This window comes from Thalassolituus sp. LLYu03, assembly GCF_050507655.1.
GTDB lineage: Bacteria > Pseudomonadota > Gammaproteobacteria > Pseudomonadales > Oceanobacteraceae > Venatoribacter.
The window spans coordinates 520,131-545,890 of the sequence record NZ_CP191496.1; the positions used below are offsets into that span (position 1 = coordinate 520,131).

23 protein-coding genes are annotated in these 25,760 nt (G+C 58.3%); 7 read left to right on the plus strand and 16 right to left on the minus strand.

Translation table 11 applies throughout. The features are described 5' to 3' along the window. Positions 1-33: 33 nt before the first annotated feature. On the minus strand, positions 34-1,344 hold the full coding sequence (locus ACQUQU_RS02520; protein WP_430461675.1) for a sigma-54-dependent transcriptional regulator: 1,311 nt from the start codon (positions 1,342-1,344) through the stop codon (positions 34-36). Then, positions 1,341-2,888 carry a sensor histidine kinase gene (locus tag ACQUQU_RS02525; RefSeq protein ID WP_430461676.1) on the minus strand — a complete coding sequence of 516 codons (1,548 nt, stop codon included), beginning with the start codon at positions 2,886-2,888 and terminating at the stop codon, positions 1,341-1,343. Before ACQUQU_RS02525 ends, ACQUQU_RS02520 begins: the two co-directional genes overlap by 4 nt. Positions 2,889-2,975: 87 nt before the next feature. Here ACQUQU_RS02525 and ACQUQU_RS02530 point away from each other — a divergent pair, with 87 nt between their 5' ends. Next, positions 2,976-4,598, plus strand: a complete 1,623-nt coding sequence (locus ACQUQU_RS02530; RefSeq protein WP_430461677.1) for an NAD+ synthase — start codon at positions 2,976-2,978, stop codon at positions 4,596-4,598. 50 nt (positions 4,599-4,648) lie between these two features. On the opposite strand, the gene ACQUQU_RS02535 is transcribed toward ACQUQU_RS02530, so the two are convergent. Both ACQUQU_RS02535 and ACQUQU_RS02540 read right to left on the minus strand, forming a co-directional pair. Further along, the gene (locus ACQUQU_RS02535; protein ID WP_430461678.1) at positions 4,649-4,843 is read right to left on the minus strand and encodes a DUF2798 domain-containing protein; all 195 of its coding nucleotides are present in this window, start codon (positions 4,841-4,843) and stop codon (positions 4,649-4,651) included. A 100-nt stretch (positions 4,844-4,943) separates the two neighbouring features. Further along, positions 4,944-5,765 (minus strand): outer membrane protein assembly factor BamD, encoded by an 822-nt coding sequence (locus tag ACQUQU_RS02540; protein WP_430461679.1) that lies wholly within the window; start codon positions 5,763-5,765, stop codon positions 4,944-4,946. A gap of 107 nt (positions 5,766-5,872) precedes the next feature. Here ACQUQU_RS02540 and rluD point away from each other — a divergent pair, with 107 nt between their 5' ends. After that, positions 5,873-6,826, plus strand: coding sequence for a 23S rRNA pseudouridine(1911/1915/1917) synthase RluD (rluD, locus tag ACQUQU_RS02545; protein ID WP_430461680.1), 954 nt, complete (start codon positions 5,873-5,875; stop codon positions 6,824-6,826). Further along, the gene (pgeF, locus tag ACQUQU_RS02550) at positions 6,813-7,556 is read left to right on the plus strand and encodes a peptidoglycan editing factor PgeF (protein WP_430461681.1); all 744 of its coding nucleotides are present in this window, start codon (positions 6,813-6,815) and stop codon (positions 7,554-7,556) included. Before rluD ends, pgeF begins: the two co-directional genes overlap by 14 nt. 6 nt (positions 7,557-7,562) lie before the next feature. Here the strand turns inward: pgeF and ACQUQU_RS02555 are convergent, their stop codons facing one another. Continuing rightward, entirely contained in the window at positions 7,563-8,000 is a 438-nt protein-coding gene (locus tag ACQUQU_RS02555; protein ID WP_430461682.1) for a DUF4124 domain-containing protein, read from the minus strand. A gap of 363 nt (positions 8,001-8,363) precedes the next feature. Here ACQUQU_RS02555 and ACQUQU_RS02560 point away from each other — a divergent pair, with 363 nt between their 5' ends. Both ACQUQU_RS02560 and ilvN read left to right on the plus strand, forming a co-directional pair. After that, positions 8,364-10,088: an acetolactate synthase 3 large subunit gene (locus tag ACQUQU_RS02560; RefSeq protein WP_430461683.1), complete on the plus strand. Its 1,725-nt coding sequence runs from the start codon at positions 8,364-8,366 to the stop codon at positions 10,086-10,088. A gap of 2 nt (positions 10,089-10,090) precedes the next feature. Beyond that, positions 10,091-10,582 (plus strand): acetolactate synthase small subunit, encoded by a 492-nt coding sequence (gene ilvN, locus ACQUQU_RS02565; RefSeq protein WP_430461684.1) that lies wholly within the window; start codon positions 10,091-10,093, stop codon positions 10,580-10,582. Between the two features lie 41 nt (positions 10,583-10,623). Here the strand turns inward: ilvN and ACQUQU_RS02570 are convergent, their stop codons facing one another. Both ACQUQU_RS02570 and coq7 read right to left on the minus strand, forming a co-directional pair. Continuing rightward, a complete protein-coding gene (locus ACQUQU_RS02570) occupies positions 10,624-10,863 on the minus strand; it encodes a hypothetical protein (protein WP_430461685.1) in 240 nt (79 codons plus the stop codon). Positions 10,864-11,084: 221 nt separating this feature from the next. Then, the gene (gene coq7 / locus ACQUQU_RS02575) at positions 11,085-11,732 is read right to left on the minus strand and encodes a 2-polyprenyl-3-methyl-6-methoxy-1,4-benzoquinone monooxygenase (RefSeq protein WP_430461686.1); all 648 of its coding nucleotides are present in this window, start codon (positions 11,730-11,732) and stop codon (positions 11,085-11,087) included. Positions 11,733-11,859: 127 nt separating this feature from the next. Here coq7 and ACQUQU_RS02580 point away from each other — a divergent pair, with 127 nt between their 5' ends. After that, positions 11,860-13,329, plus strand: coding sequence for an AAA family ATPase (locus ACQUQU_RS02580; RefSeq protein ID WP_430461687.1), 1,470 nt, complete (start codon positions 11,860-11,862; stop codon positions 13,327-13,329). A gap of 20 nt (positions 13,330-13,349) precedes the next feature. Here ACQUQU_RS02580 and ACQUQU_RS02585 read toward each other — a convergent pair whose 3' ends face one another. From ACQUQU_RS02585 to ACQUQU_RS02625, 9 genes are all read right to left on the minus strand, one after another. Beyond that, positions 13,350-15,692, minus strand: coding sequence for a 7TM-DISM domain-containing protein (locus tag ACQUQU_RS02585; RefSeq protein ID WP_430461688.1), 2,343 nt, complete (start codon positions 15,690-15,692; stop codon positions 13,350-13,352). A 31-nt stretch (positions 15,693-15,723) separates the two neighbouring features. Continuing rightward, positions 15,724-17,016 carry a phosphoribosylamine--glycine ligase gene (gene purD / locus ACQUQU_RS02590; protein WP_430461689.1) on the minus strand — a complete coding sequence of 431 codons (1,293 nt, stop codon included), beginning with the start codon at positions 17,014-17,016 and terminating at the stop codon, positions 15,724-15,726. 347 nt (positions 17,017-17,363) lie between these two features. Continuing rightward, entirely contained in the window at positions 17,364-18,995 is a 1,632-nt protein-coding gene (gene purH / locus ACQUQU_RS02595) for a bifunctional phosphoribosylaminoimidazolecarboxamide formyltransferase/IMP cyclohydrolase (RefSeq protein ID WP_430461690.1), read from the minus strand. A 69-nt stretch (positions 18,996-19,064) separates the two neighbouring features. Continuing rightward, complete coding sequence (gene fis, locus ACQUQU_RS02600) at positions 19,065-19,325, minus strand: DNA-binding transcriptional regulator Fis (RefSeq protein ID WP_430463007.1); 261 nt, start codon at positions 19,323-19,325, stop codon at positions 19,065-19,067. 65 nt (positions 19,326-19,390) lie between these two features. After that, positions 19,391-20,380, minus strand: coding sequence for a tRNA dihydrouridine synthase DusB (dusB, locus tag ACQUQU_RS02605; protein WP_430461691.1), 990 nt, complete (start codon positions 20,378-20,380; stop codon positions 19,391-19,393). A 251-nt stretch (positions 20,381-20,631) separates the two neighbouring features. Beyond that, complete coding sequence (locus ACQUQU_RS02610; protein ID WP_430461692.1) at positions 20,632-21,906, minus strand: DUF3426 domain-containing protein; 1,275 nt, start codon at positions 21,904-21,906, stop codon at positions 20,632-20,634. 12 nt (positions 21,907-21,918) lie between these two features. Further along, complete coding sequence (gene prmA / locus ACQUQU_RS02615) at positions 21,919-22,809, minus strand: 50S ribosomal protein L11 methyltransferase (RefSeq protein ID WP_430461693.1); 891 nt, start codon at positions 22,807-22,809, stop codon at positions 21,919-21,921. Beyond that, the gene (aroQ, locus tag ACQUQU_RS02620) at positions 22,809-23,258 is read right to left on the minus strand and encodes a type II 3-dehydroquinate dehydratase (protein WP_430461694.1); all 450 of its coding nucleotides are present in this window, start codon (positions 23,256-23,258) and stop codon (positions 22,809-22,811) included. The genes prmA and aroQ overlap by 1 nt, the downstream gene beginning before the upstream one ends. A gap of 117 nt (positions 23,259-23,375) precedes the next feature. Further along, positions 23,376-24,959 carry a GGDEF domain-containing response regulator gene (locus ACQUQU_RS02625; RefSeq protein ID WP_430461695.1) on the minus strand — a complete coding sequence of 528 codons (1,584 nt, stop codon included), beginning with the start codon at positions 24,957-24,959 and terminating at the stop codon, positions 23,376-23,378. 106 nt (positions 24,960-25,065) lie between these two features. On the opposite strand from ACQUQU_RS02625, the gene ACQUQU_RS02630 reads away from it, so the two are divergent. Further along, on the plus strand, positions 25,066-25,752 hold the full coding sequence (locus ACQUQU_RS02630; RefSeq protein WP_430461696.1) for a transglutaminase-like cysteine peptidase: 687 nt from the start codon (positions 25,066-25,068) through the stop codon (positions 25,750-25,752). The last annotated feature ends 8 nt before the right edge of the window (positions 25,753-25,760 follow it).

Below are 25,760 nucleotides of genomic sequence, written 5' to 3' on the forward strand. Positions count from 1 at the left end.
GAGGGATAAGCGTCACTCGGAACTGGGTATGATTTATTCGATGTTCAGCTTTTTGCAGCGGTAGCGCAGCGCACGGAAGCTGATGCCCAGTTTTTCAGCGGCGGCGGTCTTGTTCCAACGTGTCGCTTCGAGAGCCTGGGTGATGGCGCGGCGCTCAATATTTTCCAGATAGGCTTCCAGATTGTTGGTTTCAATCTGGTCGTCAGCATTTGCAGAGACTTGTCGCGCCGGTTGCTGCCCAAGACTCAGATCGCTCAGTGCAATTGAGTCGCCTTCTGCAAGCGTGACGGCGCGCTGCAGAATATTTTCCAGCTCGCGCACGTTACCCGGAAATTCGTAATGCATCAGCGCATCCAGTGCATCCGCATCCAGTGTCATGTGCGGCATGTTCCACTCGGCGGCGCACTTCTTAACAAAGTGCCGGGCCAGCTGTGGGATATCTTCCTGACGCTCTGCAAGGCCCGGGACATCAATCTGAATTACGTTCAGTCGGAAAAATAAATCCTGACGGAATTTTTCTTGCTGCACGAGTTCCAGCAAGGGTTTATTACTGGCGCTGATGATGCGGATATCCAGTGGTTCTGCCGCATTTTTACCAGCGTTTCCGTCCTGAATGGCACGCAGCAGTTTGGCCTGCATTTCCGTTGGTAACAGGTCGACTTCGTCAATAAACAAGGTGCCGCCGGTTGCCTGTTGCAGAATACCGGCGCTGGTGCCGGAACCGAACAGTTCGTTTTCCAGTGCATCGCGGGGAATGGCTGCGCAGTTCAGGCTGACGAAGGCCTCATCTACCCGGGCGCTCTGGTGATGGATCAGGCGGGCGACCAGTTCTTTGCCGGTGCCGGTCGCACCCTGAATATACACAGGGGCCTGCGTACGGGAGACTTTGGTTATTTTTTCTTTCAGCTGGTGCATTTTTTCGGAATTACCCAGCAGGGTGATTCCGGACGGCAGACTGTCGAGTTTTACCGGTACCCGGGTCAGGCGCAGTGCGGCCTTCACCAGTTCACGCAGGCGTTCATTATCAATAGGTTTTGCAACCACATCGAATGCGCCCGCTTTCAGCGCCGCTACACCGAGTTCCATATTGCCGTAGGCGGTGATCATGGCAACCGGCATGTCCGGGAAGCGGTGGTTGCACACACTGATAAGATCCAGCCCGTTGCCGTCCGGCAATTTCATGTCGGTGATGCAGAAATGATAGGGACGTTCGCCGAGCAACTTCAGTGCTTCATGCACATTCGCGGCCTGAAAGCAGTCCAGATCCATGCGTTGTAATGTCAGCGCGATTAATGCGCGGATATCGGGTTCATCGTCAATGATGAGAGCTGCGTAGCGGTTCATTCATTCTTTCCTGAAACATTGGCCGGTTTCATCAGCAGGCGGAAGCAAGTGCCGTTTGGCAGCGGATGATACTGAATTCTGGCCTGATTAGCCTCGCATAATTCCCGGCACAGATACAGCCCGAGTCCGGTACCGGCATGTTCCGTAGTGTAAAAAGGTTCAAATAAGTGCGCCCGTTGTTCACTGGCAACACCACCCCCGTTGTCGATGACGTCAAACTGAATATGGCGCTTGTCAGCCTGGCTGGTGACCAGCATAAGCCGCGCATTATCGGGCGAGTTTTTCAGCGCATAACGCAGACCGTTGGCGCAAAGATTATGTAAAACCTGCTGTAAATGGTCGGGATCGAACTGCACGGCGATGTCAGCAGAGCACTGGACGGTCAGCTGAAATAACGTGCCATTATTCTGACCGCGGAATTGCTCGCTGAAATGCTCCAGCCAGGGCGCAAGACGCATGGCTTCCGGTATGACCTGGCGACGTCGCGACAACTGCAGAATATCTTCAATGGTGCGGTTAATGCGCATGCAGTGTTGTTCAATAATATGGGTCAGCTGCAGCTCCGACTCGTTCAGATCCGGTGTTTCAGCCAGCAGTTGCGCTGCCTGGCGCAAGGCGCTTAATGGATTGCGGATTTCATGTGCGATGGAGGCGGTCAGGCGGCCGAGCGAGGCCAGCTTAAATTGCTGAGCATCGGCGGCGATGCGGGCAGAATCTTCGATCTGCAGCAGATAATCCCCTTCAATACTGCCACTCAGGGCGATACGGCGAATCAGCAGCGCTTCATGACGGGCCGTCAGACGGAACTCATCGGCGTCCGTGCTCAGCTTTTCCGGCAGTAATGAGCCTTCTTTCAGGTTGAACCAGTGCAGGCTCTGGCGGTTGAAGAACAGAATGCGGTTGTCTTTGTCGCAGGCAATGATACCGGCGGGCAGGTCGGTCAGTGCCTGCTGGCTGAAATGTTGCAGTCGCCGGATTCGGGTTGCCTGATCAGAGGCCAGAGACAACGCGCTGTTCAGGCGTCGGGACAGGGTCTGCGTCAGCCAGGCAAGGACAAAGCACAGCATGCCGTAGAGGCCTGAGCTCACCAGTTCCTGCGTATCGTAAGACGCTGGCCACAAGTGCTGGGTGTAAAAAATGGCGATGGTTGTCCACGCCGCGACACCGTAGCCCAGCACACCGGGTGCCAGCAGGTTGGAGATGACCAGCGGAATCAGGATCAGACTGGAGAAGCCGGTTTCCAGCCCGCCCGATGCGTGCATCAGGGCGGCGAGCAGGGCAATTTCCAGAAACACATAGCCGACCGCCTGTTGCGGGTCCGGCTCACGGTTGGCAATGGCAGCAAATACCGAGGCGACGATAACGTATGCCGATGAAGCAACCAGAAAAATGTGCGGCAGATGCCCGCCAAGAAGAATGTTCTGGGTGTCGACAGCATCCGTAATGATGAGCAGCAGCGAAAGGAACAGTGAATAATAACTGTAGAAGCGCAGCAGTCGGCGCCCGTGAACAATAAAGTCCGTCGACCTGATCCAGCGTAACACGGTAACTCCTATTAACCGTTCCGGCGTTGCACCCGTTTGCCAATTTTCCGACAATAGCGCGCAAAATCGCCAGAGTACCCCGAGAGTATGTCTCAGTCACTTACCATCGCCTTAGCGCAGCAAAATTTCCTTGTCGGTGATATCAGCGGCAATGCCGGGCGCATTGTCCGTGTGGCTGAGGATGCCAGAGCGCAGGGCGCCGGACTGGTTGTGTTCAGTGAGCTGTCTCTGACCGGCTATCCGCCGGAAGACCTGTTGCTGCGCCCCAGTCTGCAACCGCGGATTGAACAGGCTCTGGCTGAGATTGCCGAGGCCAGCAAGCACATTGCAATTGCCATCGGCTATCCGTGGGCAGAAGGCGGCAAACTCTTTAACTGTGCCGGCATCTGGTCTGGTGGCCGTTGTCTGGGGCAGTACGCCAAGCAACATCTGCCCAATTATCAGGTGTTTGACGAAGAGCGCTACTTCGACGCGGGCCATGAGGCCTGTGTGGTCGAGCTGGATGGCCATAAGCTGGCGCTGACCGTGTGCGAGGATGTCTGGCATCCGGGGCCGGTTGAGCAGGCCGCTGCCGCTGGCGCGGAGCTCATCCTCAATCTGAATGCCTCTCCCTTCCACATGGGCAAGCAGAGCGAACGTGTGGCTTTGATGGCCAATCACGCCCGTCGCCACAATATTTCGCTTTTATACGTCAATCAGGTCGGGGGGCAGGACGAGCTGGTGTTTGACGGCGCCTCGTTTGCCGTTTCGGCGTCGGGTGAACTGGTACTGCAGATGCCGGCGTACGAAGAAGCGTTGGGGCTGGTTGCCTGGCAAGATCGGACGCTGAAGGCGGTAACGCCGTCGTCTGCAGCCCATGAACATGAACTGGCCAGTCTGTATGACGCTCTGGTGCTCGGCGTTCGCGACTATGTGAACAAGAACCGCTTTAAAGGTGTGCTGCTGGGGCTGTCGGGCGGTATCGACTCCGCGCTGACGCTGGCGATTGCGGTGGATGCCATTGGCGCCGAACGGGTGAAGGCTGTGATGATGCCGTTCAAATGGACGTCTGGCATGAGTCGTGAAGACGCGGCCGAACAAGCGGAAACCATGGGCGTGGCGTATCGTTCTATCTCTATTGAGCCTATGTACAACGAGTTTATGGCGGCACTGGCCGATGAATTCGCTGGTCTGGCGGTGGATACCACCGAAGAGAACCTGCAGTCCCGTTGTCGCGGTGTGCTGTTGATGGCCATGTCGAACAAGTCTGGCTACATGGTGCTGACCACAGGCAACAAGAGTGAAATGGCGGTCGGTTATGCCACGCTGTATGGCGATATGGCCGGAGGCTATGGCGCGCTCAAAGACGTGTACAAAACCAAGGTGTTCGCACTGGCTGACTACCGGAACTCGGTATCGCCGGTGATTCCGCAGCGGGTGATTGACCGTCCGCCGTCTGCCGAACTGGCGCCGGATCAGAAAGACGAAGACAGCCTGCCACCGTATCCGGTGCTGGATGCCATTCTCGAACGTTACATTGAACAGGATCAAAGTGCCGACGCCATCATCAGCGAAGGCTTCGCGCGCGAAGACGTTATGCGCGTACTGCGTCTGGTGGATGTGAATGAATACAAGCGCCGTCAGGCGCCGATTGGTGTGCGCGTAACCCAGCGCGGCTTTGGCCGTGACCGCCGCTACCCGGTGACCAATGGCTGGAAGGCGGGCCTCTGATCAGAGCGCTTCACGTTGCCGAATAAACAAGCCCGCGGTCGCGGGCTTTTTTATTCGGCGTTTCGATTATGGCTGGCGGCACCGGTCAGACGTGCAGCCAGTTTCAGCACCCAGTCTTTCAGTAGCAGCAGTGAAACGAAGGCGACCGGCCAGGCAATCGCGTAACTCGACATCCAGCGGCCAAAAAAGCCGTGGTCCAGCCCTGTATTCACGGCGGTGACAATGGCCGAGACCAGAGCTGCCATGCAGCAGGACATCAGAAGGGCAAAAACGACGGGGGTATGTTTGGGCTTAAGCATTATTCACCTCATAACCGGTGAGTTATGTTAAGCCCGCGTCAGGTACTCAGTCCAGCAGGCCGAAGCTGACGATGTTCCAGAAGGAGCGGCGGTCGACCATGGCCAGACCGGACGTTTCGAAGGTGTCGCTCTGCAGTTGCGGGTGTTGCGGGAAGTTTTTGCTGAGCAGAGCGACAGACTTGGCAGACTCTTCCGTCATATTAAGCGCTGCGTACGCTTCGGCCTGCAGCGCGAGCGCGTCAGCAACCGCTGGCGTTTTCTGGTAATGCAGAACAACGTTCTCGCAGCGGTTGGCCACTGCCATGTAGGCGTGACGCTTCATGTAGTAGCGGGCCACGCTCATTTCATGCTCGGCCAGACGCTCACGCAGGAAGACCATACGGGCACGGGCGTCGGCGGTGTACGGACTGTCCGGGAAGCGGGTCAGCAGCTCAGAGAAGTGGTTAAAAGCATCGCGCAGCGGCACTGGGTCACGCTCGACGGTGTCCTGATCCAGATAACGCTCGACGAAGGCGAAGCCCATCTCATAGGTGGCCAGACCACGCATGTAGTAAGCGTAATCGACCTGTTCGTGCAGCGGATGCAGGCGGATGAAGCGCTCGGCGTTGGTGAGCACGTTCTCGAGGTCGGACATCATGTAGTAGGCGTAGATCATCTCCAGCTGCGCCTGTTCGGCGTAGCGGCCGAACGGATAACGCGATTCGAGCTGATTCAGACGGTCAACGGCGACCATGAAGTTCTTGTTATCCAGCGATTCTTTGGCTTCGTCGTAGTACTCGCGCTCGGTCAATTCCTGAGGTTTCTTCGGCGAGGACGAACAGGCTGTCAGTAAAACAGCGAAAATAACCAGCAGCCAGCGGGTGTTCATGGAGAGGATTCCTGAATATCGATATAATTTGCAAAGCGCAGTATTAAAACACAGACCCCGCACAGCCCCAACTGGGTGCGAATTCGGGTCCCTTACCCCGGTATAGTATGAACACTCAGATTTCACAGACGGCAGAAGTTCCCTTCGAACTGGGCAACAAACGCCTCGACCAGGTGGCGGCTCAGCTGTTTCCTGACTTTTCCCGCTCCCGCCTGCAGCAGTGGATCAAGGATGGCCAGCTGACCGTAGACGGTCAGATTATCCGTGCCCGCGACAAGCTGGTGGGTGGCGAAACCCTGACCATCAACGCCGAGCTCGAGCCTGAGGGCGAATGGCAGGCAGAGGACATTGACCTCGATATTGTCTACGAAGACGACGACATTCTGGTGATCAACAAGCCTGCCGGTCTGGTGGTGCATCCGGCCGCCGGTAACTACGACGGCACGCTGCTGAACGGTCTGCTCCATCACTGCCCGCAGCTGGAAAACATTCCCCGCGCTGGCATCGTGCATCGTCTGGACAAAGACACCACAGGTCTGATGGTGGTCGCCAAAACCCTGCAGGCGCAGAACCATCTGGTGGCGCAGTTGCAGGACCGTTCCATGGGGCGTGAGTACGAAGCCGTGGTGCAGGGCTACATGACCGGCGGTGGCGTGGTGGATGAACCGATTGGCCGTCACGGCACGCAACGCACCAAGATGGCGGTAATGCCGCTGGGTAAAGAAGCCGTTACCCACTATCGCGTGCTCAAACGTTTCCCGACCCACACCCATATCCGCCTCAAGCTGGAAACCGGCCGTACGCACCAGATCCGGGTGCACATGGCGCACATCGGTTATCCGCTGGTGGGCGATACCACCTACGCGCCACGTACGCGTCTGACCAAAGGCATTGGCCCGCAGCTGCGTGAAGTGCTGCTGAGCTTTGGCCGTCAGGCACTGCACGCGCGCAAACTGGGTCTGCTGCATCCGGCGACTGACGAGTGGATGGAGTGGGAAGTCGACCTGCCGGAAGACTTCAAGCACCTGCTGGCCACCCTGAAAGCCGATGAAGACCGCTGAGTCACTGCTGACGCCCGATTGGCAGTTACCGTCTGGTGTCCGCGCGGCCGTCACGCTGCGCGCCGCTGGTTTTTCAACCGGCGCATACGCCAGCAACAATCTGGCGCACCACGTGGGGGATGACCCGCTGGCGGTTGCCCGCAATCGCCGCCAGTTGCTGCAGAACATGCCGGGTGCGACAGCCATTCAATGGCTGAACCAGATTCACAGCCCGGATGTTGCAGAAGCGTGCGGCGGCCGGGTGCTGATGACCGCCGATGCTCAGTTCAGTCGAACACCGGGGCTGGCCTGTGCGGTTTTAACCGCCGATTGTCTGCCCGTGCTGTTTTGCGCCGCAGACGGTTCGCAGGTGGCGGCGGCCCATGCCGGCTGGCGCGGACTGGCGGCCGGCGTTCTGCTGAATACACTGCGGACGTTCAGGTCACCTCAGCATGTGAGTGTCTGGCTGGGCCCGGCCATTGGTCCGGATGCGTTTGAGGTTGGGCCGGAAGTGAAAGCGGCCTTTCCGTGGGCCTCTCCTGCCTGCTTCCGTGCCGGCACAGGCGATCGTTGGCTGGCGGATATTTACGCGCTGGCGCGCGAGCAATTATTGACGGCGGGTGTTGCCCGTGTGACGGGCGGCGGTTTTTGTACCGTCAGTGAAAAAGAGCGTTTTTATTCTTACCGCCGCCGTGCGGTGACCGGCCGTCTGGCCAGTCTGATCTGGATAGAGAACGGAAGCCGTCGCTGAGTTCTTTCAGCGACAATAGCTGGTGATCAGTTCGTCGGCTTTCTTATTTTCGGCCGAACGCTCGTTGTCGGTGAGCGGACGGAAAGAGCCATCTTCCTGTTTAAAGCGGCGGTTGAAATTGGTCGCCAGCGTGGTTTTGTAGTCGCGTGCCTGTTTGCAGGCGGCCGCGGCTTCTTCAGCACTCACGGAAGCCTTGGTTTCGACGGCTTTTTCCGCAGCAGGTGCTTTATTGTCTTCGGCTTTTCCGTCGTTCGATTTTGCGGCGGACACCGATGGCTTGTTCACTTTGAACTTGTACTGCTCCGCATCGCTGACCCCCTCCGGCGGCAGTGCGGAAAAGTGCGTCTGACCGTTTTCGTCTACCCAACGGTACACTTTTTCTGCCAGCGCATTCACGCTTACACCGATCAGTAGCAGGGACAACAGGCTGGCCGGAATCTTCATCAATGCGCTCCTCAGATGGGCGGTTCGGCAAAATTTCAACTTAAGTCGAACGTTATTAAAACCGCGTGATTTGTCAAGGATTTAGCCTGATTTTTGCTGGACTTAAAAGCCGGAGCTGATAAAATTACGCCGCTTTTGACAGCGGGCCGCTCACACCCATTGCATGCCAGCTGACAAGTACAGCCTCGGGACGGTTATCTCCGGCCCGGTTCAGACTCGGCGTCCTCGACCAGGCAACGAGCTTCTGATGAGTAACTACAAGTTAATCATCCAGCCTGAGAGAGCCTAAGTTGTTTCTGGCTCATATCGTAGTTGATTTAGTTACCCAAGCTCCCGTTGGAGCATGTGAAAGAGGATAGTACGGTGGAATTACTTTCCGGCGGAGAAATGCTGGTTCGTGCGCTGCACGATTCAGGCGTTGAATACATCTATGGTTACCCGGGCGGCTCCCTGCTGCACGTGTACGATGCCCTGTACAAACAAAGTGCCGTGAAACACGTACTGGTCCGTCACGAGCAGGCAGCAGCGCATATGGCAGACGGCTACGCTCGTGCGACCGGTAAGCCTGGTGTGGTCATGGTAACGTCTGGCCCTGGTGCAACCAATACCATTACCGGTATCGCAACTGCGTTTACCGACTCCATTCCTATGGTCGTCATTTCTGGTCAGGTGATGAGCCATCTGGTGGGCGATGACGCCTTCCAGGAAACCGACATGCTGGGTGTGTCACGTCCGATTGTTAAACACAGCTTCAGCGTGACCCGCCCGGAAGACATTCCTGAGCTGGTGGCCAAAGCCTTTTACATCGCCAGCACCGGCCGTCCGGGCCCGGTGGTGATCGACATTCCGAAAGACATGACCATGCCGAATGAGCGCTATGAGTATGTCTTCCCGAAAAAAGTGAAACTGCGTTCTTACACCCCGCCACAGCGCGGTCACTCCGGCCAGATCAAAAAAGCCGTTGAGATGCTGCTGAAAGCCAAGCGTCCGGTTATTTACGCCGGTGGTGGCGTGGTGCTGGATGGCAGCTCCGACAAGCTGCGTGCGCTGGTTGACCGTCTGAATGCTCCTTGCACCAACACCCTGATGGGTCTGGGTTCTTACCCGGGTACCGGTGAGCGTTTCGTCGGCATGCTGGGTATGCACGGCACGTACGAAGCCAACATGGTTATGCATCACGCCGATGTGATTCTGGCCATCGGTGCGCGCTTCGACGACCGCGTAACCAACGCGACCAGCAAGTTCTGTCCGGATGCCAAGATCATTCACATCGACATCGATCCGTCGTCCATCTCCAAAACCATCATCGCCGATGTGCCGATTGTTGGTCCGGTTGGCAGCGTACTGGATGAAATGATGGCGTTGCTGGATGAAGCCGGCGAAACCCCGGACGCAGAAGCGCTGGACGCCTGGTGGAAGCAGATCAACGAATGGCGTCAGCGTCATGCGATGCGCTACGAGAAAAACGACAACGGTCTGATGAAACCGCAGGAAGTGATCGAAGCCATGTGGTCAGCGACCCGTGGCGATGCTTACATCACCTCCGACGTAGGCCAGCACCAGATGTTCGCCGCGCAGTACTACAAGTTTGATAAACCAAACCGCTGGATCAACTCCGGTGGTCTGGGCACCATGGGCTTCGGTTTCCCGGCGGCCATGGGCATCAAGATGAACTTCCCGGATGAAATGGTCGTGTGTGTGACCGGTGAAGGCTCCATTCAGATGAATATTCAGGAGCTGTCCACCTGTCTGCAGTACGGCATTCCGGTGAAAATCCTGTGTCTGAACAACGGCTCTCTGGGCATGGTTCGTCAGTGGCAGGACATGAATTACGAAGGTCGTCACTCTCACTCGTACATGGAGTCCCTGCCGGACTTCATCAAACTGGTGGAAGCGTATGGTCACGTGGGTATTCGCGTGGAAACCCGCGACGAACTGCCACAGGCACTGGAAGACACCTTCGGTAAATACAATGACCGTCTGGTATTCCTGGATGTTGCGGTTGATCCGGAAGAGCACGTGTACCCGATGCAGGTACCAACCGGCTCAATGCGCGATATGTGGCTGAGCAAGACGGAGCGGACCTGATCATGAGACACATTATTTCTATTCTGCTGGAAAACGAACCGGGCGCCTTGTCCCGTGTCGTGGGTCTGTTCGCACAGCGTGGTTACAACATTGAAACCCTGACTGTGGCACCGACCGAGGACAAAACCCTGTCCCGTCTGACCATGACCACCATTGGTGACGACCGTAAAATCGAACAGATCACCAAGCAGCTGAACAAGCTGATCGAAGTGGTGAAGCTGGTTGATCTGTCGGAAGGCGCGCACATTGAGCGTGAACTGATGCTGATCAAAGTGAAAGCGGTGGGCGCTCAGCGTGCGGAAATCAAACGCACTGCAGACATCTTCCGTGGTCAGATCGTCGATGTATCGCCAAGCGTGTACACCATCCAGCTGACCGGCACCACCGACAAGCTGGAAGCCTTCATCGAAGCGATTGGTGCAGGCTGCGTGCTGGAAACCGTGCGTACCGGTGTATCCGGTATTTCCCGCGGTGAAAAAATTCTGAGCCTGTAAGACCGGCTCCGATATGAAAAGCCCTCAGATGAGGGCTTTTTTTATGCCTGCTGATCGGGCTCCAGAAATGCCAGTGACAAAAAAGCCGCGAAAGCGCCGAGCACACACACCACCGCAATGCTGTCGCAAATCAGCATGATCACGCCGGTGAGAATCCAGCCATTTTTTACCTGCTCCAGCCGTTTGCGGTAGAGCGGCGTACGCGTCCAGTTCAGCTCCGGATAATCGTCCGGCAGACGATAAAAGCGGCGGATACGGTCAATCAGAGGCACTCGGTTCATGGGCATCTCCCGCTGAGTCCTGTTCATCCTGTTTTAAGACTAAAAGAGATGCGCAGACTTTGCCGGGCGAGATGCGAAATCGTCTATCGACGCGGCATCTTATGCGGTGAGTGAATGAACCGGGATGGTGCAGGCAGCGGCGTTGTTCGGGGCCTTGTTCTAGGCGTAGATCAGGATCGGGTTCTGGGCGTGGTCGTCCGGACCACGCCACGACGCCTAGGTCAAAGGCGGTAAACGGACTTGGTCATGACTTTGGAAACCGCGGTCATGGCCAGTTTCACCGGCAGCGGGAATTTATGACCGCCGGCATTCAGTGCCGTGGTGGCGTGTTTCGCTTCGTCTTCCAGCATCTGCAGCAGAATCGCTTTGCTCTTCTCGTCCTGCACCGGCAGGCTGCTCATGTGCTGGGCCAGATGCTTGCACACCTGATCTTCGGTGGCGGCAACAAAGCCCAGGCTGACTTTGTCAGAAATTTTGCCGGCAGCGGCACCAATGGCGAACGACATACCGTAAAACAGCGGGTTCAGCAGACTGGTGTGGCTGCCCAGTTCTTTGACGCGCTTTTCACACCACACCAGATGGTCGGTTTCTTCACGCGCGGCTTCTTCCATGGCTTCACGCACTTCCGGCAGCTTAGCGGTCAGCGCCTGACCCTGATACAGCGCCTGAGCGCAGACTTCGCCGGTGTGATTAATGCGCATCAGGCCGGCGGCGTGCTTCGCCTCGGCGTCGGTCAGTTCCTGATACTCGCGCTGCTCGGCAGGCGACGGACGGAATTCCTGCGCGGCACCGGGCACTAGGGTGCGCAGGGCCTGATCGGCGTTGTGAATCAGTTTGTCGAACAGGGAGTAGCGACGGGCGGTTGCCATAACATCGGCCTCTGAATGAAAACGGGCATCGTAAGGCCGTCATTTTACGGCATAACGCCGGGCGGCGCATGATGCATATCAGCGCAGCGCCTGCGGCTGTTAGAATCCGGGGATACAGGAGGATGTTATGCAGGATATTCACGATCTCGGCTTGCTGCTCGACCGTCAGATTCCGCTGCTGGTGGTGGAAAGCCACGAAGAAGCCCGCGCGCTGGAATTGTTCACTCGGCTGGCGATCCGCCGTGGTCTGGCCTTGCAGCAGTGGACGCTGACCGACGGCCTGCGCCGTCTTGGTTTTGGCGAAGACCTGACCCGCGCCGATACCCACAGCGCCGCCGATGCCCTGCGCACCGTGCGGGCCCGTGAAGAAGGGGGGCTGTTTATTTTCTGCGACCTGCATCCGTTTCTGGAGGACCCGCTGGTGGTGCGGCTGCTGAAAGACATCGCGCTGCAGCACGAACGCTATGGCAAGACCCTGATTCTGCTCAGTCACCGGCTGGATGCGCCGCCGGAATTGCAGCGTCTGGCGGCGACCTTCAGCCTGAAACTGCCGGACGAAGGCCAGCTGATGGCACTGGTAAAAGAAGAAGCGCAGCGCTTTGCCAAGACCAGCGGTACCCGCGTGAAAGCCGACAACCAGACGCTGCAACAACTGGTGAGCAACCTGCGTGGCTTAACCTTCTCTGACGCACGCCGGCTGGTGCGCGGCGCGATTGTTGATGACGGCGCCATCACGCAGGACGACGTACCTGAGGTGAGCAAAGCGAAAATGGCGTTGCTGGCTGAAGACGCGGCCATCAGTTTTGAATACGACACCGCCCGCTTTGGCGATGTGGCCGGTCTTAACGCGCTCAAACACTGGCTCGGACAGCGTCAGCCGGCGTTTCTGAATGCAGATAAAAAGCTGCGGCCGCGCGGTCTGCTGTTGTTCGGTGTACAGGGCAGCGGCAAGAGTCTGGCGGCCAAAGCCGTGGCCGGTTCCTGGGGCGTGCCTTTACTGCGCCTCGATTTCGGCACTTTGTACAACAAGTTCTTCGGTGAAACGGAGCGCAATCTGCGTGAGGCGCTGAAGCTGGCCGAAACCATGTCGCCGTGTGTGCTGTGGATTGATGAAATCGAGAAGGGCTTAGGGCAGGACAGCAACGACGCCGGTGTCAGTCAGCGTATTCTGGGCACTTTATTGACCTGGCTGGCCGAGCACGATGCGCGGGTGTTTGTAGTGGCGACGGCCAACAACATTCACGCCCTGCCGCCGGAGCTGGTGCGCAAAGGGCGTCTGGATGAGCTGTTTTTCGTGGATCTGCCGGATGACAGCATCCGGGCCGAGATTCTGCGCCTGCACATGCGTAAGCGCGGTCTGGACCCGGATAATTTTGATCTGAATCTGCTGGCGCAGGCCAGTGATGGATTTTCCGGCGCAGAACTCGAACAGGCGGTGGTGTCATCGTGGCACGCCGCATCGGTCGGCAGCGCGCAGCCGGACACTGCCGTGATGCTGGCCGAAATTCAGCGGACAAGGCCATTGTCGGTGGTGATGTCAGAATCCATGCAGGCGCTGCGTGACTGGGCCGAAGGACGGGCGGTGCGGGCCGATTGAGCCCGCAACCGGCGGCAGAATTAAACCGATTCGGTGGTTTTCGGGCGGCGGTAGCGCAGTTCCTGCAGGGCCTGACGCAGGCGTTCACCGCTGGCCGGTTTGGCCAGCAGCTGCTGAATGCCGGCGGCCAGTGCGTCGTCGCGCACCGCACCGATGTTAAGACCGGTGAGCATCAGCCGCGCCGGTTTCTGGACGATGTCTTTATCCTGCTGGATACGTTCGGCCAATTGCAGGCCATTCATCACCGGCATGTCGTGGTCGATGATGATCACATCATACGGCTGGCCAAGCGTGATCTGATTGCGCAGCATGGCCAGCGCTTCTTTACCGCTGTAGGTGGAATCCGGGCGCATACCCCAGCGCCGCACCTGTTTCTCCAGTACGGTACGCAGTGACGCGTTGTCGTCGACGATCAGAATGCGCAGACCGATCAGGCTTTCATCCACACGCTCCGCCGGCGTGCCTTCGGCGGCTGAAAGCGGCAGGCATAACGTCAGTGACGCGCCGTGGCCTGTCATGCTCTCCACAGCCAGCGTGGCGTTCATTTTTTCCATCAGATGGCGGGTCACCATCAGGTTCCAGGCTTCGCGGTCAGGATGCTCAGGCAGCGGCTGGCGGTATTGCAGAATATTGAAGGCCTGCTTCAGCTCGTCCTGCTTCACCATGGTGTTGCTCAATTGCAGTTGCAGACGCACGCCGCTGGCCGCTTCGGTGCGGTAGCTGCCGGCCTGCAGCGTCATTTCGCCGTACTCTGTGTAAGCCAGCGAGTGGTCAATCAGGTTGTGCAACAGGGTTTGCAGACGGTTGATGTCACCGTGGTACTGCTCCGGCAGACTCTCGGCGATGTCGATCACCAGCTCGACCTGTTTACGGATGGCTTCCTGCTGGAAGTGCGCCATCACATCGTTGAGCAGGGCCGACAGGCGGAACGGCCGCAGTTCCAGCTCCAGTGTGCGGTTCTGGATGCGCGCCAGATCCGAAATTTCATTCGCCACGTGGAGCAGGTCGCGGCCGGCCAGCGCGATGGTTTCCGAGAAATCGCGCTGCGCCGCGCTCAGGGGCGTATCGCTCAGCAGTTCGTTCATGCCGATCACGCCGTTGATGGGCGTGCGCAGTTCGTGGCTGATCTGCGACAGCACCGCCGGACTCAGACTGCGGCCACTACTGGTGCGCTGTTCCATGCCCTGTTGCGGGCGGATGATATCCATCTGCGCCAGCACCAGACTGGCGATCACCACAAACGGCAGCAGCATGGGTGCCCAGTCGGTGAACAGGTCCATCGACAGCAGGTTATAGGTGGTCAGGATGGCGACCAGAACGCCGAAGCCGGTGATCAGCTGGCCCAGAATCAGCCAGCGGCGCGCACGCGGATACGACGAACGGCCGCTGATCAGCAGCGCGGTACCGGCGAACTGGGCGGCGGTAATCATCAGCGCCACGACCAGCAGAGCGGCGTGCGGCAACAGCCACAGACCGGCCAGAGCGACCGGAACCGGCAGGGTGGCCAGTGCCATGAGGCCGTAGCGGACGGTGCGTGTACTCTGGCCATGCCAGCCAAGCATGAGCGTGGCCAGCATCTGAAAGGTGGTGGAGGCCGCCAGTGCAATCTCGCCCAGCGCGCTCACTTCCAGCGCCGGCAGGTTAAACACCAGCGGGTACAGCCCCATCCAGGTCGGCTGATAAAGGGATACCGACAGACAGTAGCCGGCGCTCATCAGCGCGAAGCCATGATGGCGGCGGCGGAAGATAAATCCGAACCAGGCCAGTGTCGCCAGCACCCAGCCGATGCCAAGGCCCTGCAGGGTAAAGACTTCCTGCTCGTTGGCGACGAAGCGGTCCATGCTCATCAGGCGCACTTGGGTGCTGAACAGACCGGCGGAGTGCACACGGATTAAAAAGCTGCGGGTACTTTGTTGCGGAATACGCAGTTCAATCGGATGGGCCTGCAGAAAGCTGCCGCGCAGGCTGCGGGCCACGTCGTCGGCGCGGATGTGCTCGTAATTGTCGCCGGCGGAAATGTCGTAAAACTCGATGTCGTCCAGATCGTTACCGGACAGGGTCACCACCACCTGACGCTCGCGGGCGTAGGGGTTGGTCAGGCTGAAGCGCAGCCAGTAGGCGGAATCGGTCATACCGAATTTGAGCGAACGGGCGTGGCTCGGGGTAAAGCGCAGCTGTTGTTCGCGGGTCAGCATGGTGGTGATGTCCAGCTGACCCGTGGGGTCTTCCAGCACAGCGACGTAGGGCGTGATGGAATAATCAAAACTGGCGTTGGGCAGGAGAACCGGGTTGTTTGCCTGAACCGGAAAGCTGATTAACAGCCAGCTGACCAGCACACACCAGAATCCCCGGTACTTCATCATCCCTGTCTCCAACACTCAGCTTTGTAGCGTATCAGTTATCGCCGTTTTCTCGGGCAATGGCACGATAACCGATATCGGAGCGGCAGAACATGCCTTTCCAGCTGATGCCTTTGATCAGATCGTAGGCCTGAGCCTGAGCTTCGCTGACGCTGTTGCCCAGTGCCGTCGCACACAGCACGCGGCCACCGGCGGTGACTGGCAGGCCGTCGGCGTTCAGCTTGGTGCCGGCGTGGAACACTTTGCGGTCAGCGCCGTCGCTTTCCGGCAGGCTGATCACGTCGCCTTTCGGGTAATCGTTCGGGTAACCGGCAGCGGCCAGTACCACGCCCAAAGAGGCGCGTGGGTCCCACTGGGCGGTTTCAGTGTCGAGTTTGCCTTCCAGCGCCGCCAGACAGTGGGCCACCATATCCGACTGCATGCGCAGCATGATTGGCTGGGTTTCTGGGTCACCAAAGCGGCAGTTGTATTCGATCACTTTCGGCGCGCCAGACGCATCGATCATCAGGCCGGCATACAGGAAACCGGTGTAATCGTTGCCTTCAGCTGCCATACCGTTCACGGTCGGGTAAATCACTTCGCGCATCACGCGGTCGTGAATTTCCTGAGTGACGACAGGCGCTGGAGAATAGGCACCCATACCGCCGGTATTCGGACCGGTATCTTTGTCGCCGACACGTTTGTGATCCTGACTGGTGGCCATTGGCAGCACGTTTTTGCCATCCACCATCACGATGAACGAGGCTTCTTCGCCGGCGAGGAATTCTTCGATCACCACGCGACAGCCAGCATCACCGAAGGCGTTACCGGACAGCATGTCTTTCACGGCGTCTTCGGCTTGCTCCAGGGTTTCGGCCACAATCACGCCTTTACCGGCGGCAAGACCGTCAGCTTTCACCACGATCGGAGCGCCTTTTTCACGCAGGTACGCCAGCGCCGGCTCAACTTCGGTGAAGTTCTGGTAATCCGCGGTCGGGATTTTGTGACGGGCGAGGAAATCTTTGGTGAAGGCTTTGGAGCCTTCCAGTTGAGCAGCGCCTTTGCGTGGGCCGAAAATTTTCAGACCGGCGGCTTCAAACTGGTTAACGATGCCGCCAACCAGAGGGGCTTCAGGGCCGACGATGGTCAGGCCGATGGCGTTGTCTTCAGCGAACTTTTGCAGCGCGTCGAAATCCATCACATCGATGGCAACGTTTTCCAGACCGTCTTCAATGGCGGTGCCGGCGTTGCCGGGAGCAACGAATACTTTCTCAACCAGCGGCGATTGCAGAGCCTTCCAGGCCAACGCATGCTCACGACCACCAGAACCAATGACTAAGATTTTCATAGTTAACGTTTCCTGTTGCCGGGTCCTAAATCCGCCAGTACGGCGTTATAAATTTCGTCAAAATGCTCACTTAGCCCGCTAAGCTCCGCTTTTTCCTCAATTTATGCCTTGTTCTGACGAATTTAATCTCCCGGTTCTGGCCAGGCCGAAATGAATAGCCCGACAGTACTTAATTTATATTTTTCCGAAATCAGCGCACCGGAGGGTCGCTTCCACGTCAGAAAGCGTTATGAGCGACGCTGTAGCAAGGCATTTTTTGCTGAGGGAGCGCAGTGTAGTTGGCCTACATGAGCATCCCGAAGCAAAAAATAACGCCGCTACAGCGAGCGCAATAGCTTTCAACCAACTTAGTGGCGGAAGTGACGCATCCCGGTAAACACCATCGCGATTCCGGCTTCGTCGGCAGCGGCAATCACTTCTTCATCACGGATCGAACCGCCCGGCTGAATAATGGCTTTAATGCCATTTTTCGCAGCGTTGTCGATACCATCGCGGAACGGGAAGAAAGCGTCAGACGCCATCACCGCACCTTCTACGGCCAGACCGGCGTGTTCGGCTTTAATGGCAGCGATACGCGCGGAGTTGACGCGGCTCATCTGACCGGCGCCTACGCCCACGGTCTGACGGTTTTTGGCGTACACAATGGCGTTGGATTTCACGAACTTGGCCACTTTCCAGGCGAAGATCAGGTCGTGCAGTTCGGCTTCAGTCGGAGCGCGTTTGGTCACGACTTTCAGGTCGTCGGTGGTGATCATGCCGTTGTCACGGTCCTGCACCAGCAGACCGCCGTTCACACGCTTGTAGTCGAAACCCGCGCTGCGCTCGGCTGGCCACTGGCCGCATTCCAGCAGACGTACGTTCTGCTTGGCAGCAACCACTTCGGCGGCTTCGGCGCTCACTTTCGGGGCGATGATCACTTCAACAAACTGACGGTCAACGATGGCTTTGGCGGTGTCGGCGTCCAGCTCACGGTTGAAGGCGATGATGCCGCCGAAGGCGGATTCGCTGTCGGTGGCGTAGGCCAGGTCATAGGCTTTGCGGATGCCGCCGTCTTCTTCCGGAACCACGGAAACGCCGCATGGGTTCGCGTGTTTCACGATCACACAAGCGGGCTTCACGAAGGATTTCACGCACTCCAGCGCCGCGTCGGTGTCGGCCACGTTGTTGTATGACAGTTCTTTGCCCTGCAGCTGTTTGGCGGTGGCAATAGACGCTTCCTGCGGATTGGCTTCCACATAGAACGCGGCGTTCTGATGCGGGTTTTCACCGTAACGCATGTCCTGCGCTTTGATGAACTGGCTGTTGAAGGTCTGCGGGAAGGCCAGACGGTTGTCGGTGCTCAGGGTCTCAGCAGACTGATCAATGGTGCCCAGGTAGTTGGCGATCATGCCATCGTACGCAGAGGTGTGTTCGAAGGCTTTCAGCGCCAGATTGAAACGGGTTTTGTAGCTCAGACCGTTGTGCGCTTTAAGGTCGTTCAGTACCAGAGCGTAGTCGGCGGTGTTCACCACAATGCCCACGTAGGCGTGGTTTTTGGCGGCAGAACGCACCATGGTCGGGCCACCGATGTCGATGTTTTCAATGGCCAGCGGCAGGTGACAGTCGGGTTTGGCAACGGTCGCTGCGAACGGGTACAGGTTGACCACCACCAGATCGATCGGGTTGATGCCGTGTTCCTGCATGACTGCATCGTCCTGACCGCGACGGCCCAGAACACCACCGTGAATTTTTGGGTGCAGGGTTTTTACGCGGCCGTCCATCATCTCTGGGAAGCCGGTGTAGTCGGACACTTCAATGGCCGGAATCTGGCTGTCGATCAGCAGTTTATAAGTACCGCCAGTGGACAGAATCTCAACGCCGGCGGCGTGCAGAGCCTGGGCGAATTCCACGATACCGGTTTTGTCCGACACACTGATCAGGGCACGGCGAACCGGGGTGATGTCGGCTGGGATCTCGTTGGCTGGGATGAAGTTGCTCATATGGTCAGGTTTTCAGTAGTCAATAAAAAGAAAAAAGCGGCACGTAGCCGCTCATGAAATCAAAATTGCTTACAGCATACCGTACTGTTTCAGCTTCTTACGCAGCGTGCCGCGGTTGAGGCCGAGGACAACAGACGCTTTGGTCTGGTTGTCGCGGGTGTACTTCATTACCGTTTCCAGAAGCGGGGCTTCTACTTCGGACAGTACCATGTTGTACAGATCGACAACGGACTGACCTTCAAGCTGGTCGAAATAGTTCTGCAGAGCCTTTTCCACGCTGTCGCGCAGGGTTTGAGTTGGCTCTGATGGAGCGCGCAGATGTTGCTGCATGTCTGCTGAGTTGGTCACTGTCTCAACCATCCTTTCAATTACTTCGCGGTTCATTACATCGGTGTTCATGCTGCCAATTCCTTCTTCCGTATCATGTCCTTAAACCATTGCTGCACGGCCTGCAGTTGGTCAGCCGTGCTGTCCAGCCGGTTAAACCGGCTGCGGAAATCACTGTCGTCCTGCTGGTGATGCAGGTACCAGCCGACATGTTTGCGGGCGATTCGGGCGCCCATGAAGTCGCCATAAAAGCGATACAGTTCGACGAGATGCTCGAGCAGAATGCGCTCGATCTCGTGCAGGTCCGGGGGCGGCAGTTCCTCACCGGTGGCCAGGTAGTGTGCTACCTCGCGGAAAATCCAGGGCTGCCCCTGTGCGGCGCGGCCAATCAGCACGCCGTCGGCGCCTGTGTGCTTCATCACCTCGGCGGCTTTGGCGGCGCTGGTGATGTCACCGTTGGCAAATACCGGAAGACCCACGGACTGTTTGATGTCGCGGATGGTGTCGTATTCAACGGTATTGCGGTAGCCACAGGCTCGGGTGCGGCCATGAACGGCCAGCGACACGATGCCGGCTTCTTCGGCGATGCGGGCAATGCGCACGCCGTTGCGGTTATCCGGATCCCAGCCGGTGCGGATTTTCAGGGACACCGGAACGTCCACCGCGCCGACCACGGCCTGTAAAATATCCTTCACCAGGCCTTCATCTTTCAGTAATGCCGAGCCTGCAGCCTTGTTGCAGACCTTCTTGGCCGGGCAGCCCATGTTGATGTCGATAATCTGGGCGCCGTGCTGCACATTAAAAATCGCGGCCGCGGCCATGATCTCGGGATCACCGCCAACAATCTGTACCGCAATGGGTTCAGGCTCGCCTTCGTGATCCATACGCCACTGCGATTTGCGCGTATGACGCACATCCGGACTGGATGACACCATTTCGCCCACCACCAGACCGGCACCCAGTTTGCGGCAGAGTTGCCGGAACGGACGGTCGGTGACCCCTGCCATCGGTGCCAGAACTACAGGATTGGGTAGTGTGTAAGGCCCGATTGATGGCATGAGAAACTGGTTAAAAAATGTGCTGAAAAAAGTGGCGGTATAATACTCATAACCCCCTCCTGAATAAAGGGGGACGCGCTCTTTTTCTGTGCATTTTTGGGCTTGACTGAGCGACTGACAGGCGCATTACCAGAGGCCGGCGAATTTCAGCGTCAGTAAACGGGCTGATTGTCCGGTTGTGCGGACGATGGGGTGATTTACACAGGGTTGGTCAACGAAAACGGATGCCGCAATCGGGCATCCGTTGGCGGTTATTGATTGCTTTCCAGAGCGATGGCGTAACTCACCGCTTCCGGGCCGGGATCGACGACTTCCAGCGCAATGTGCACCGGCGTCTGCACCGGCATTTCCGTCTGGCCTGCCAGTTCACCCGACAAATACTGCGCCGGTTTAAAGCGGCGGCTGGCGACTATGTTGTCATTCAGGTCGCGGAACACCAGCGTCAGATCCGGGAATGGCTGTTCGTAGCCGGCCTTGTTCAGCAGCAGGGTGTCGACCACCAGAGCGCGTTGCAGCTCCGGATGCGGACGAACCACCAGATGCTGGGTCGACATTTCGCGGATGTTCTGAATGCGCGGCAGCTGGCAGCCACTGATGTCGCAGATCTTCGCATACCAGGGACGCCAGCCCGGCGAGCGGGCCCATTCATCAAAATGGAAGTACAGGGTCTGGGCGCCGGCAATCAGCAGCATCACCACGGATGCCGAGAACCAGCCCCACGGGAAATTGCTTTCGCGGGCGCGTTTGACCAGCCGCAGGGGTTCGTCCTGCAGGCGCGACACCGACTGCGGTGGCAGGGTGATTTCCAGTTCTTCGGTTTCGAGCAGACTTTCGCCGCCTAAGGTGAAGCTGTCGTTGCGCGGACGTTCGCTCGGGTCTTCGTCTTCATCGTCGATAAAGCCACGGAAATCGTCGTCTTCCGGCGGTGGCAGGTCGAAGTTGAAATCCGAGGTGTCGCTCAGTTTGAGTTTGCTGGTGCTGACTTTGACTTCACCGGATTCGTCGTCCTCGTCCAGCAACGCATTGGCCCAGGACTCGTCATCGTCGTGGGCTTTGCCTTCTTCGTCATCGCTGTCCGGATCAACAAAATCCAGAGAGTGAGTGCTGGCATTGCGGATGCTGAACACCGACTCATCCAGTTCCAGCTCCATGCGCGGCGCCGGACGCGGTTTGCTGTCGGGCGCGCGCAGGTTGAAATCCACGAACGGGTCGTCGACCAGTTTGTCCGGAATCGGATCGTCGTCCATGTCGTCGTGAATCAAACCCACATCGTCGTCATCGGTGACTTTCGGTTTGCTGACCGGTGCCGGTTTTGGTTTCGGCGTGATGATGGGCTTCGACGGACCTTTGAGAACGCTGTGCGGTTTGGCCGTGGCCTTGGGCTGTTCGTCGACAAAATAGTCGGCCGCCTTGAATACCTGCAGGCAAGAGCCACAGCGCACCAGTCCTTTGGCAACGCTCAGATGCTCGTCGCGTACGCGAAAGCTGGTCTGGCAATGGGGGCAGCGGGTTACATGAACAGCCATGTCATCGTTTCCTCAGCGTTTAACTCCGGTCAGTACGACCCAGTCTCCCTGTTGTACCGGTGGATTCATCTCGAACCACTGGCTGTAGCAGGCAGACACTTCGTCTGCCTGTTCAGCGAGTAATCCGGACAGTGCCAGTTTGCCGCCACTGCGGGTCAGCGAGGCAATATGATCGCCCAGCGACACCAGCGGGCCGGCCAGAATGTTGGCGACGGTCAGGTCGGCCTGTACCGCCGGCGTATCTTCCGGCAGGTAAATTTCGTAGCGGTCGTCGGCAATACCGTTACGACCGGCGTTGTCGCGGGTCGCGGTCAGCGCCTGCGGGTCGATGTCCACACCGATCATGTGACGTGAACCCAGCAGCAGGGCGGCAATGCCCAGAATGCCGGAACCGCAGCCGTAATCCACCACCAGTTCGTTGCCTTCCACGGCTTTGTCCAGATACTTCAGACACAGGGCCGTGGTCGGGTGCGTACCGGTGCCGAAGGCCAGACCCGGATCGAGCATCAGATTGACCGCGTCTTTCTGCGGAGGTTCGCGCCAGCTCGGGCAAACCCACAGACGATCCCCGAACTGCATCGGGTGATAGTCGTCCATCCAGGCGCGGACCCAGTCTTTGTCTTCGACCAGTTCGGTCTTGAATGACGGCAGCTCGGTGCCACCTTCGGCAGCAAAATTCAGACGGATATCGGCCAGCAGCTCGTCGGTATTCTGGTTGGCATCGAACAGACCAATGACCTGAGTGTTATCCCAGATCGGCGTGGTGCCCAGTTCCGGTTCCAGAATCGGCTGATCGGCGTCGTCCTGCAGGGTGACCGACAGGGCGCCTGTACTCAGCAGGGCATTTTCGATGGCTTCTACCTGGTCGCGGCCAGCGTGAAAACGTACCTGTACCCAGGACATCAGTGTTTTTCTCCGTTGAGTTTGCGCAGGGCTGCACTCAGGGCCAGTTCGTAGCCCTGTACACCGAGACCGGCGATCACGCCGACGGCCACATCCGACAGATACGAGTGATGGCGGAACGGCTCGCGCGCGTGCACGTTGGAAATGTGCACTTCGATAAACGGAATGGCGACACCGGTCAGCGCATCGCGGATGGCGACGCTGGTATGAGTGAAAGCACCCGGATTGATCAGGATAAAGGCCGTACCGTCGGTACGGGCGGCATGAATGCGGTTAATCAGTTCATGCTCGGCATTGCTCTGCACCTGTTCCAGCGCAAAGCCTGCGGCCTTGGCCTGGGGGGCCAGCGTCGCTTCGATATCGGCCAGCGTGGTGCTGCCGTAGATATGGGGCTCACGTGTACCCAGCAGGTTCAGATTGGGACCCTGCAATACCAGAATGCTCGCCATAACCGGTGAATCCTGAGTGGGAATAGATGAATGCGGCAAGACCGCCTTGAAAGCCCGCGAGTTTGCCGAAAAAGCCCAGCAGCGTCCAGCGTTGCCGGCGTTCTGGCGTGACGAATGTTACGCAGTGTGAACCTGATTACGTCCATTACGTTTGGCCCGGTACAGCGCCTGATCGGTGGCGCTCACCAGTTCGCTCAGGCTGTGGCCGTGACACTGGGCAATTCCGCAGGAAAAGGTCACGCGAAGGGCGCTGCCGTCGTGATTAAGACGGGCGAAGTTATTGCGGATGTTGTCCATGATGCGGGTGGCCTGGTCGGCGTCGGCATCGACCAGCACCACGGCGAATTCTTCGCCGCCGTAGCGGCCGATCGGATCGGTTTTGCGCAGGTTCTGACGCAGAAACAGCGCCAGATTGCGGATCACCGCATCCCCCACCGGGTGGCCGAACTGGTCGTTCACCTGCTTGAAGTGGTCGATGTCGATCATCACAAAGGTAACCGGCGTGCCCTGCTGACGTTGCAGCGCCTGATTCAGCGCGCCGAGCACGTGGGTGTGGTTGAGCAGACCGGTAAGGCTGTCGCGGGCAATCAGATCCTGCAGCTGGCGTGCCCGCTTCACCCGGGTACGGACGGTGGTCAGCAGGTGCGCCGGGCTGACGGGCTTGGTCAGGAAGTCGTCGCCGCCTTCGGCCATGGCCGCCAGTTGCCGCTCACGGTCTTCCTCGCCGGACAGATAAATGATGGGCAGATTGATGTATTCCTTCTGCTGGCGGATTACCCGCGCCAGCTCGACCCCGGTACAGCCGGGCATGTACATGTCCATCAGCACCAGATCGGGCATGAAGTCTTTCATCACCTGCAGCACCTGCAGCGGGTCGTTGCAGGTCTGGGTGACTTTACCGGCGCGGTTCAGGACGGCGGCGGTCTGAGCCGACTGGGCTCGGGAGTCATCGACGATCAGAATCTTGCTGGCCGGGTCCGGGGTTATATCGAGCAGGCGTTCGAGGTGGCTGATTATGCCCTGCACATCGGATTGCTCGTACAGGCCGACCCCGCCGGCTCTCATCGTCTCGAGCCGCACCGACAGCGGCGGCGCGTCGCCCTGATAGGTGAAGATCAGTGGCAGCACGTTCTCGCGGCTGGCCTGCAGCGCCTCGGCGATGGCAATGCCGCCGTCGCCGAAGCCGAGGTCGATCACGGCGGCTGCCGGATGGCGCAACGCCAGCGATTCCTGCAGATCGTGGGGTGTACGCTGCAGTTCCGGGTACAGGCCGAAGTACTGCATCTGCTCGGCAATTGCCAGCGCATGGCTGGTATCCGACAGCGCCAGATAGACGGCTTTCTTACTCGGAATCAGTTTCTCGGCACCGTTCTCGTCGGTGTGGCGCAGCGCGGTGCGGCTTAAGGTAATGATGATTTCGCTGATGCGTGCCAGCTGTGGGCTGTCGGGTGTACCGCCGGCGGGAACGGTTGACAGCACCGCCAGCAGCTGCCGGCCGAGTTTCTCGTGGCGCACGGCATCGAAGCGCTGGGCGAAGTTCACCAGCTTGTCGCAGGCCAGCACCAGATCGTTGAGCTGATCGTTCTGCCACTGACGCTCCGGCAGCTGACGCCAGAGGTCGATAACCTGCCGGGTCTGGTTAATTACCCGGTGGGAAAAATGCTGGCGCAGGCGGTCGGCGGCCGACAGAGGTTCGTTCATATTATGTTCTTTAAAACCCGTTGCTTAGAGCTTAGCAGTTTCTGAGTCACTTGCTGCTTCAGCGTCTATGCTTAGGGCACCTCTCACTTCCGGGTTTGTCACCTGCATGGATCTGCGTCCGGCGTCACTGATTGCTCTTCTGGCTCTGCCGGCCGCGCTGTGGCTGGGCTCGGGCACAGGGATTTCTCTGCTGGCCGGCGCCGAAGACTGGGTGCCCGATCAGGTGATCAGCAAAGCGCGCGAACAATATGGCCAGGCCCCGGCGGGGGTGCTGAGCAGCTGGCGCGAACAGCTGCACCGTCTGGCGCCGCTGCCGGAGGAGCAAAAGCTCGCCGGCGTGAACGACTTCATCAACACGAACCTGCCCTTTGTCAGTGATATGAAACACTGGGGGCGGGATGACTACTGGGCGACGCCCTACGAATCGCTGGGCAGTCGCGGTGGCGACTGTGAAGACTTCGTGATCGCCAAATACTATTCCCTCATCAAACTCGGGGTAGAACCGCAGAAGCTGCGGATCACCTACGTCAAAGCGTTACGCTATAACCAGGCGCATATGGTATTAACCTACTTTCCCACACCCGACGCGGTGCCGCTGGTGCTCGACAACTTGCTGAAAACCATTGAGTCGGCCAGCCGCCGCAGTGATCTGGCGCCTGTGTACAGTTTCAACGGTGACGGCATGTGGCTGGAGCGGATGAAAGGCGAGGGCATCCGCATGGGTAACCCGAACAAACTCGACCTGTGGACGGATCTGCGTATCCGGATGCATGAACTCGGCATGGATTTATAAGGACGATG

Bases quoted from the DNA above. Each gene is read 5' to 3' on its own strand.
- ACQUQU_RS02520 (WP_430461675.1), bottom strand. From the start codon at position 1,344: ATGAACCGCTACGCAGCTCTCATCATTGACGATGAACCCGATATCCGC.
- ACQUQU_RS02530 (WP_430461677.1), top strand. From the start codon at position 2,976: ATGTCTCAGTCACTTACCATCGCCTTAGCGCAGCAAAATTTCCTTGTC.
- ACQUQU_RS02535 (WP_430461678.1), bottom strand. From the start codon at position 4,843: ATGGCAGCTCTGGTCTCGGCCATTGTCACCGCCGTGAATACAGGGCTG.
- ACQUQU_RS02540 (WP_430461679.1), bottom strand. From the start codon at position 5,765: ATGAACACCCGCTGGCTGCTGGTTATTTTCGCTGTTTTACTGACAGCC.
- rluD (WP_430461680.1), top strand. From the start codon at position 5,873: ATGAACACTCAGATTTCACAGACGGCAGAAGTTCCCTTCGAACTGGGC.
- pgeF (WP_430461681.1), top strand. From the start codon at position 6,813: ATGAAGACCGCTGAGTCACTGCTGACGCCCGATTGGCAGTTACCGTCT.
- ACQUQU_RS02555 (WP_430461682.1), bottom strand. From the start codon at position 8,000: ATGAAGATTCCGGCCAGCCTGTTGTCCCTGCTACTGATCGGTGTAAGC.
- ilvN (WP_430461684.1), top strand. From the start codon at position 10,091: ATGAGACACATTATTTCTATTCTGCTGGAAAACGAACCGGGCGCCTTG.
- ACQUQU_RS02570 (WP_430461685.1), bottom strand. From the start codon at position 10,863: ATGAACCGAGTGCCTCTGATTGACCGTATCCGCCGCTTTTATCGTCTG.
- coq7 (WP_430461686.1), bottom strand. From the start codon at position 11,732: ATGGCAACCGCCCGTCGCTACTCCCTGTTCGACAAACTGATTCACAAC.
- ACQUQU_RS02580 (WP_430461687.1), top strand. From the start codon at position 11,860: ATGCAGGATATTCACGATCTCGGCTTGCTGCTCGACCGTCAGATTCCG.
- ACQUQU_RS02585 (WP_430461688.1), bottom strand. From the start codon at position 15,692: ATGATGAAGTACCGGGGATTCTGGTGTGTGCTGGTCAGCTGGCTGTTA.
- purD (WP_430461689.1), bottom strand. From the start codon at position 17,016: ATGAAAATCTTAGTCATTGGTTCTGGTGGTCGTGAGCATGCGTTGGCC.
- purH (WP_430461690.1), bottom strand. From the start codon at position 18,995: ATGAGCAACTTCATCCCAGCCAACGAGATCCCAGCCGACATCACCCCG.
- fis (WP_430463007.1), bottom strand. From the start codon at position 19,325: ATGCAGCAACATCTGCGCGCTCCATCAGAGCCAACTCAAACCCTGCGC.
- dusB (WP_430461691.1), bottom strand. From the start codon at position 20,380: ATGCCATCAATCGGGCCTTACACACTACCCAATCCTGTAGTTCTGGCA.
- ACQUQU_RS02610 (WP_430461692.1), bottom strand. From the start codon at position 21,906: ATGGCTGTTCATGTAACCCGCTGCCCCCATTGCCAGACCAGCTTTCGC.
- prmA (WP_430461693.1), bottom strand. From the start codon at position 22,809: ATGTCCTGGGTACAGGTACGTTTTCACGCTGGCCGCGACCAGGTAGAA.
- aroQ (WP_430461694.1), bottom strand. From the start codon at position 23,258: ATGGCGAGCATTCTGGTATTGCAGGGTCCCAATCTGAACCTGCTGGGT.
- ACQUQU_RS02625 (WP_430461695.1), bottom strand. From the start codon at position 24,959: ATGAACGAACCTCTGTCGGCCGCCGACCGCCTGCGCCAGCATTTTTCC.
- ACQUQU_RS02630 (WP_430461696.1), top strand. From the start codon at position 25,066: ATGGATCTGCGTCCGGCGTCACTGATTGCTCTTCTGGCTCTGCCGGCC.